Annotated in this window: 11 protein-coding genes; 10 read left to right on the top strand and 1 reads right to left on the bottom strand. The window is 45.3% G+C overall.

Going from position 1 to position 6,658, the window contains the following annotated elements:
- Positions 1-110 precede the first annotated feature (110 nt).
- The 8 genes from LGZ99_RS19990 to LGZ99_RS19955 all read left to right on the top strand — a co-directional run bounded on the left by LGZ99_RS19990 (position 111) and on the right by LGZ99_RS19955 (position 3,932).
- Complete coding sequence (locus LGZ99_RS19990; RefSeq protein ID WP_033477908.1) at positions 111-293, top strand: hypothetical protein; 183 nt, start codon at positions 111-113, stop codon at positions 291-293.
- A 115-nt stretch (positions 294-408) separates the two neighbouring features.
- Positions 409-558, top strand: coding sequence for a hypothetical protein (locus LGZ99_RS19985; RefSeq protein ID WP_001816708.1), 150 nt, complete (start codon positions 409-411; stop codon positions 556-558).
- 41 nt (positions 559-599) lie between these two features.
- Positions 600-902 (top strand): hypothetical protein, encoded by a 303-nt coding sequence (locus tag LGZ99_RS19980; protein ID WP_001066964.1) that lies wholly within the window; start codon positions 600-602, stop codon positions 900-902.
- On the top strand, positions 902-1,411 hold the full coding sequence (locus LGZ99_RS19975) for a thermonuclease family protein (RefSeq protein WP_021265630.1): 510 nt from the start codon (positions 902-904) through the stop codon (positions 1,409-1,411). The genes LGZ99_RS19980 and LGZ99_RS19975 overlap by 1 nt, the downstream gene beginning before the upstream one ends.
- 89 nt (positions 1,412-1,500) lie before the next feature.
- Positions 1,501-1,863, top strand: coding sequence for a TrfB-related DNA-binding protein (locus LGZ99_RS19970; protein ID WP_000746879.1), 363 nt, complete (start codon positions 1,501-1,503; stop codon positions 1,861-1,863).
- Positions 1,820-2,572, top strand: coding sequence for a ParA family protein (locus LGZ99_RS19965; RefSeq protein ID WP_024143642.1), 753 nt, complete (start codon positions 1,820-1,822; stop codon positions 2,570-2,572). Before LGZ99_RS19970 ends, LGZ99_RS19965 begins: the two co-directional genes overlap by 44 nt.
- A complete protein-coding gene (locus LGZ99_RS19960) occupies positions 2,569-3,693 on the top strand; it encodes a ParB/RepB/Spo0J family partition protein (protein WP_262979499.1) in 1,125 nt (374 codons plus the stop codon). The genes LGZ99_RS19965 and LGZ99_RS19960 overlap by 4 nt, the downstream gene beginning before the upstream one ends.
- An 11-nt stretch (positions 3,694-3,704) precedes the next feature.
- Complete coding sequence (locus tag LGZ99_RS19955) at positions 3,705-3,932, top strand: hypothetical protein (RefSeq protein ID WP_058661460.1); 228 nt, start codon at positions 3,705-3,707, stop codon at positions 3,930-3,932.
- A gap of 81 nt (positions 3,933-4,013) precedes the next feature.
- Here the strand turns inward: LGZ99_RS19955 and LGZ99_RS19950 are convergent, their stop codons facing one another.
- A complete protein-coding gene (locus LGZ99_RS19950; RefSeq protein WP_057059798.1) occupies positions 4,014-4,730 on the bottom strand; it encodes a SprT-like domain-containing protein in 717 nt (238 codons plus the stop codon).
- Between the two features lie 290 nt (positions 4,731-5,020).
- Between LGZ99_RS19950 and mobC the strand changes: the two genes are divergently transcribed.
- Both mobC and LGZ99_RS19940 read left to right on the top strand, forming a co-directional pair.
- Positions 5,021-5,536 (top strand): plasmid mobilization relaxosome protein MobC, encoded by a 516-nt coding sequence (gene mobC / locus LGZ99_RS19945; protein WP_248402835.1) that lies wholly within the window; start codon positions 5,021-5,023, stop codon positions 5,534-5,536.
- 2 nt (positions 5,537-5,538) lie between these two features.
- Complete coding sequence (locus LGZ99_RS19940; protein WP_000257690.1) at positions 5,539-6,531, top strand: relaxase/mobilization nuclease domain-containing protein; 993 nt, start codon at positions 5,539-5,541, stop codon at positions 6,529-6,531.
- Positions 6,532-6,658: the final 127 nt, after the last annotated feature.

The raw sequence follows: 6,658 nt of genomic DNA, 5'->3' as shown, positions 1-6,658 counted from the left end.
GGTTATCGCATTATCAAAGTATACTATTTTGATTGACGGGTAGGCCATTTTGGCCTATCATTACAAATGAAGGCCGGGCAAGTTGCTACGGTCAATACCGGAGAAAACCGATGAAAAATAAAACAAATAAAGCGTTTGATATTCCTGCTCTTGATGGATCTTTAAAAAGGGATTTCGAAGCTGGTTTGATTACATTGGAAGAAGCCGCTATTGAATTTAGCAAGGCAAATTGGACATTTTTTGTAGACATAGAATATACAAAGAAAAAGCTTGGTCTTATCAATGAGGCTTAGAAGGCAAAAGCACTAACTTGAATTAGGCGGCCCGCGTAAGCGGGCCTTTTAAAGGTTCCCTGTTATGGCTGCAACCATACAGGGAAGTTCACGTTAAACCCGCGAGAGAGTAACCATGAACAATGATATTTTAGCATTGGCCGAGATGATTAAAAAGGCAATAGATAGCCACACCTCCTTTAAGCTTCCTCCCCTATCCGGGAGCGAGTTTAAAGCGGTGATGGAAGCATTACGCGAGCAGAACGCAGGCTTTCAGGCCGTCTAAGCCTATTGCCCCGCTTCGGCGGGGCTTTCAGGAGAGACACTTTGAACAACGTAATTAGAACTGAAACCTTACTCCCTTTTAGTGATGGTTGGACGCCTCCGACAGGTGAAGAAATCAAAGCGGTGTTAAGTCTGGTAGAAGAGCGATCAGGAAATAAGTTTACTGGTGTTGACGCATCAAAATACATAGGTCTACCAAGTGAAACAGGGAGAGGAAAGGGAAGCCGGACATTTAGGCGTTGGTGTAAAGAAGGCGGGATACCTTACGCGGCATGGGCGTTACTTTGTTATAAAGCCGGGTTCGGTGTTATTTGGGAATCAGATGAACAAAGAGGCGAAAATTAATGTTGAAGCGTTGGAATATTATTTTTCTATTCTTATTTTTACCGTTGCAATATGCAATTGCTGATATTCATGGCGAAATAATACGAATTATCGACGGTGATACCGTTGATGTTTTAGTTAATAAAACGCCAATAAGGGTGAGATTAGTTGATATTGATGCCCCTGAAAGCAAGCAACCTTTCGGGCAGAAATCCCGTCAATTTCTGGCTGATATGATCTTTCGTCAACAAGTAACCATCGTTGAAAAGGGAAAGGATCGCTATAACCGCGTGTTAGGTACAGTTTTTAAGGAAGATAACACCAACGTAAATGAATCTCAGGTTAGTAACGGTATGGCGTGGGCCTATAGATACCGTGAACAGGCGACTAATCCAGCCATGCTAGACCTTGAACAGGACGCTAGGCAAAAACGCCTTGGCCTATGGTCTGATCCGCAATCAAGCATTGTAGAGCCTTGGAAATGGCGGCGAGTTAACAATAAATTTCGTGCGCACGAAACCGCAAAATGAATCATTATCTATTGACATCAACAGATGATGATTTATATTTAAGGGGAGGCCACAGTTAGGCCGTTGAGTTTCGGAGGTTAATCCATTGAATGAAAAAACGACTAACGCAGGCCGAATTTGAACATGCCATTTCTAACCTGTCACGCGCACTAAAGCCAGCAAATGTAGAAATTGTGAAAGCAATTTTGGTTGATGGCAGAAAGCAAAATGACATGGTGATTGAAACGGGATTAAGCCGTACAGCAATAGCGGCAATGACGAAGAAAGTTAGAGAAGCGCACAAGTTACATGGCAAACCACCGGCAGGCTGGGAACGTATCGAGCTATGTATACCATCATCAATGGTTCCTATGTTAAGGGCTATGGAAGATGAGGCGCGTAAACAGGCAAACGCTAAGGGTGAAATGAATGAATATCATAACAGTGACGAATCAGAAGGGCGGGGTAGGTAAATCTACAATCGCCGTACATCTTGCTATGGCTCTTCAGGAACGAGGCGACAGAGTGCTTTTTGTTGAACTTGATCCGCAGGGTAACGCCAGTAAGACTTTAGAAAAGGCTGGAGGTGTGGCGGCACTTCAGGCAAGCCAACTTTTTGAAGAACAACAGTTAACTATTACGCCAAATGAAGGCATTACTTTAATCAATGCTGATGCAAAGATGGCCGATATAGAACGCGCCCCGTTAACGGTTATGTCAACCTTTAAAGACCACCTTACCGCGCTGGCGTCTCAGTTTGATCATTGTGTCATTGATACCCCTCCTACCCTTGGTTTGCGTATGTCAGCGGCGCTTATCGTTGCAAATCATGTGTTGTCGCCAATAGAGCTGGAAGAATATTCCATTGATGGTATTACAAAAATGCTGCAAACCATTTTTGGTGTTAAGTCGAAATGGAATCCAGATCTGAACTTCCTAGGCATGTTACCTAATCGCTTTAACTCCCGTTCTGAAGACCAGAAAAAAACATTAATGAATCTGGTAGAGAATTACGCTCATCTGTTAATTAGAGCGCGGATCGGCATTCGTTCATCAATTCCAGAAGCCCTTTCCGAAGGTATTCCGGTATGGCAGTTAAAGAAAACATCTGCGCGTGAGGCAGGGAAAGAATTTCAGGAAGCTTTTAAGATCATTTTTGAAAAAATGGGGGTTGCCAAATGAACGCCAAAAAGGGATTGGATTTAAGCGGGCTGGATAACTTTTCAGCTTTGATGGGAGGCGACCCGGCTCCTACTCAATCAGCGGCTTCAACAGACGTACCTGAAGGTTTCGCAGGAAACCTTATCCGTGTGCCTCTGAAAAAAATTCATAAGGATGCAGATAACGCCAGAAAGACTATCGACCCGCAGGAACTCCGTGAGCTGGCCGATTCAATGAAGTCTGTAAATCCGGCAACCGGAAAACCACGCGGTAACAAAAACCCGGTAAGCCTGAAGCCTCATCCAGATATACCGGGGGAATATATTCTTAATGCCGGTGAGCGCCGTTGTGCTGCTGCTGAACTTGCCGAGTTACCTGATGTTCTGGCGTTCATTGATGAGGACGCCGACGAATTTGATAATGCAGTCGATAACATTCAGCGCGTAGCTCTGTCACCAATTGAAACCGCTACGTTTATCCAGCGCAGGATTGAGAAAGGCGATAAAAAAAGTGCCATTGCGGCCCGTTTGGGTAAGCCAGCATCGTTTGTATCAGATCATATTATTTTCTTTGATATGGCTAATTGTATCCGCGACATGTACGACAGTGGCCGTGTTGTTTCCATGCAGGCAATGGCCCTGTTACATCGTGCCTATAAAAAACACGCTGAAGAAGTAGAGGCTTTTTGTTCCGAAGCACAAGACGAGCTAACTACTGCTGATGTGCGGGCTTTTTGTGATTCACTCAAAGAGCCGGAATCTAAAGCCGTGAATACGTCAGGCGACAATGAAGAAGGTCAGGAGCTGCCGAGCGATGCCAACGCATGGATCGGAGGGAGTGCCGATAGCGACGAACTGGAGAAGGGCGAAGAGCAACAACCTTTAGTTATTGACGGCGAACCAATTAGCGGCGGCCCATCTTCTGATTTGGAAGATGAAGCCAGTAAAATCATTGCCGCAGATGAGGCAAGCGACAAGATTAAAAAGGCGATTGTCCAGATTCAATATGATGAACGCCCAGCGCGGTTACTCACGAACCGCCGAGCTTCTTATGGGTTCGGTTGGATTAAATACGATGATGATGGCAGTGAAGACGAGATTGATTTAAAGGACGTTAGCGTTGTTGCCATTGTTGAAGGTTGAGGCGGGCAATTATGAAAAATAGCATAGTGCTAATCAGCGGCGTTATCGCCGCTTTAGTCCTGATTCTTTTTCTGGCGTATCCCTACCTGAAAAACAGCCAATCATTTTTGGCTGTAGTAGCTATTTGCGTAACGTTTGCGGTATTGGCATTAGCTATACCAGCCAACTTATTTAGTTGGCTGCGAGGAAAGAGAGGTAAGCCCGGATTCATCAAAAGCACCTTTTTCCGATGGCGTTAAAAACTCGCTGTTGATGGTGCCGTAACTAGCAAGCGTAGCGAGTCTGTTACGGTTCCATCAATAGCCGACAAGCGAAGCGCGTCAGTTAGCGACTTCAAAGGCTACGTTACAGTCTCCACACATCACATTCAGGTCAGGCTTTCCCCAAATATTTGTTTCGCACATAGAGCAGGTGTATTTAATCCTGTTTGATTTATTCTCATTCTTTATCGTCAACTCGCCATCTTCACCAACTTCAATCCCCATAGCTTCTAAGTCACCCGCGAACTGGTCAGCATTGCCAGATGCAATGGCCTCAAGAAGGCGATCCCTTGCTGGAAATCTATCCATCCATGAAATACGAAAATCATCCTGCATAAGCTTGTTGTATTCATCCATGAACTGGCCACCTTCAATGGCATAGTCGGCCATGCTATCACCTGTTCTGGCACCGCCGGGTTTCCCCGTAGAAGATGGCATTAAACCGATAGACTCCATTTTGTCAGCCCACTCTTTATTGTGGTATCCACGGCGTCCGGGTTTACCAAAATGGTATTGCCAGAGATGGGCCATTTCATGGACAAGCGTTTGCATAATTTCTTCGGGCGGGCATACGGCAAAATAGGCGGGGTTCATTGCTATTTCATCCGTCCGGGTTCCATTGGCGTGAACAAACCTTTCGGCAGAGAAATAGCCATATGTTTTCTTTTCCCGCTGGAGAGTGATCAGGCAGGGGGGAAGTGAACCATCAAAAAGTGCGTCATTGAAATGGTCATAAGCAACCTGCAATTCTTCGTAAGTCTGTTGTGTAGGTTTCATTGGCGTATATCTCGCTCTTTGTTATTGGATTGCACAATCCAAATTATAACATCTTTGGATTGCACAATCCAAAACAATAGCCGCAAATCAGCCCCTGATCCTGTTGAGCCGGTTTTGATTTTGGGCCAAGGCGCAGCCGATGGCGTGAAATAGCCATTCGTGCAAAATCTTCGTGCGTACGAAAAGGATATGGGGGGGTTAGAGCTAGGGCAGGATTCGCAAAGTGCTGGCGCATGGCACCGGCTTTGCTATAATACCCCCCATCCCCCCATATTGTAAAAGGCCCGCTTATGCCGAGGATCGTTAAGAGAGTTACGCCGGAATTAAAAGAGAAGTGGCAAACCTTTTGTCATGAGCGTGGTGTTAGTGAATCCGATATGTTGGGGCTGTTGCTCGAAAAGGTAACGGCGGGAATAGTGCCTAATGAAGCTAGAGGATTGGAAGAACCACGTTCAGATAAAGTAACGATACGTTTGTCACCGAAAGATATTCACAGCATGACAGAACGCGCTAAGGCTGAAGGGTTTCCCAGCAGAACCACATGGCTTACTAATTTAGTGTTGGCAACCTTGAGCAAAGAACCGGTATTAACTGACGCCGAAGTTAATGCTTTGCGGGGTTCCAATCGTGAGCTGGCCGCGATAGGTAGAAACCTGAACCAGATAGCCAGAGCGTTGAATGTAGAGTTTCGTGATAGCGATAAGCTGAACAAGGAATTAATAGATCGGCTGCTTGAACAGATAGATGGCCATCGAGACAAGGTATCTAATCTTATTGATAGAAACATGAATCGTTGGGGAGGTTAACCATGGCCGTTGAAAGCTTGTCAAAACTCCTTGAGGGTAAAGTAAAGACTAAATCCAACAAAACTACAGACCTGAAAAGTAAGGCTAGTCGCATAGCTAATCGTGCGTCTGAAGTGATGGTTAAGGTGAGTGGCAATGCAAAAGGCCCAGCTCACGTTAAAGCCCATTTAGATTACATCAGCCGAAACGGGAAGCTGGAACTTGAAAATGAACGCGGTGAAATATTGAAGGGAAAGGACGACGTTAAAGCCGTTCATAAGGAATGGACTCAGGATCAAGGTAAGCGACGTGCCAATACGCGCGATACTACTAATGTAGTGCTATCCATGCCGAAAGGAACGGAAGCTAAGGCCGTCAAAGAATCGGCTAGGGCATTTGCAAAAAAACAATTTGGCGAAAACTACCAGTATGTTTTTGCACTTCATGAAGACGTTGATCACCCGCATGTTCATATCAGTATAAAAACCTTGGGTTTCGATGGCAGGCGCTTACATGTGAAAAAAGGCGATCCTCAAATATGGCGTGAAGGTTTTGCTAAAGAACTTCGCGCTAGGGGAGTTGAAGCTGAAGCAACACCACGCGCTACACGTGGCGTAGTTAAAAAAGGTATTGATCAGGCGATTCTTCATATTCGCAAGCGTGGATTAACCCCGGAAGTCGATAAAGCCAAAATCAAAGAGATCGTAGAAGAGTTTAAAGATACGAGGGCCGGAAAGCCTGCAAAAGCGAAACCGTGGGAAAAGAAAATACAGACAAGGCAGCAGGAAGTTAGAAAAGGGTGGCTATCGGCGGCGCAGGAACTTAACCAGAGTTCAGAGCCGGGCGATAAAAAGCTTGCCGCTGATGTTGTGAATTTTGTTAATACCATGCCTCCTATGGCTACGGAACGACATGAAATGGCCAAAGCAGTTAGTCAGAAACTAGCAAGCCAGCAGCCCGGAAAAAAGCAAAATTCAACTGGCAGAGATAGAGATAACGATCAGGAAGAACGATAAATTTCGTGCGCACGAAACCGCACAGGGGAGGGGAGACAGGCGGGCTATTTCCCGCCTGTTTTTTAACGCTCTAAATCAGTATCTTGTTTTAGACCTTTTTTGCTTACTACAACCGTATTAATTTCCT

Origin of the sequence: Photorhabdus temperata (genome assembly GCF_025384845.1) — a bacterium.
Lineage (GTDB): Bacteria > Pseudomonadota > Gammaproteobacteria > Enterobacterales > Enterobacteriaceae > Photorhabdus > Photorhabdus temperata.
This window is presented reverse-complemented; position numbering and strand designations above follow the sequence as displayed.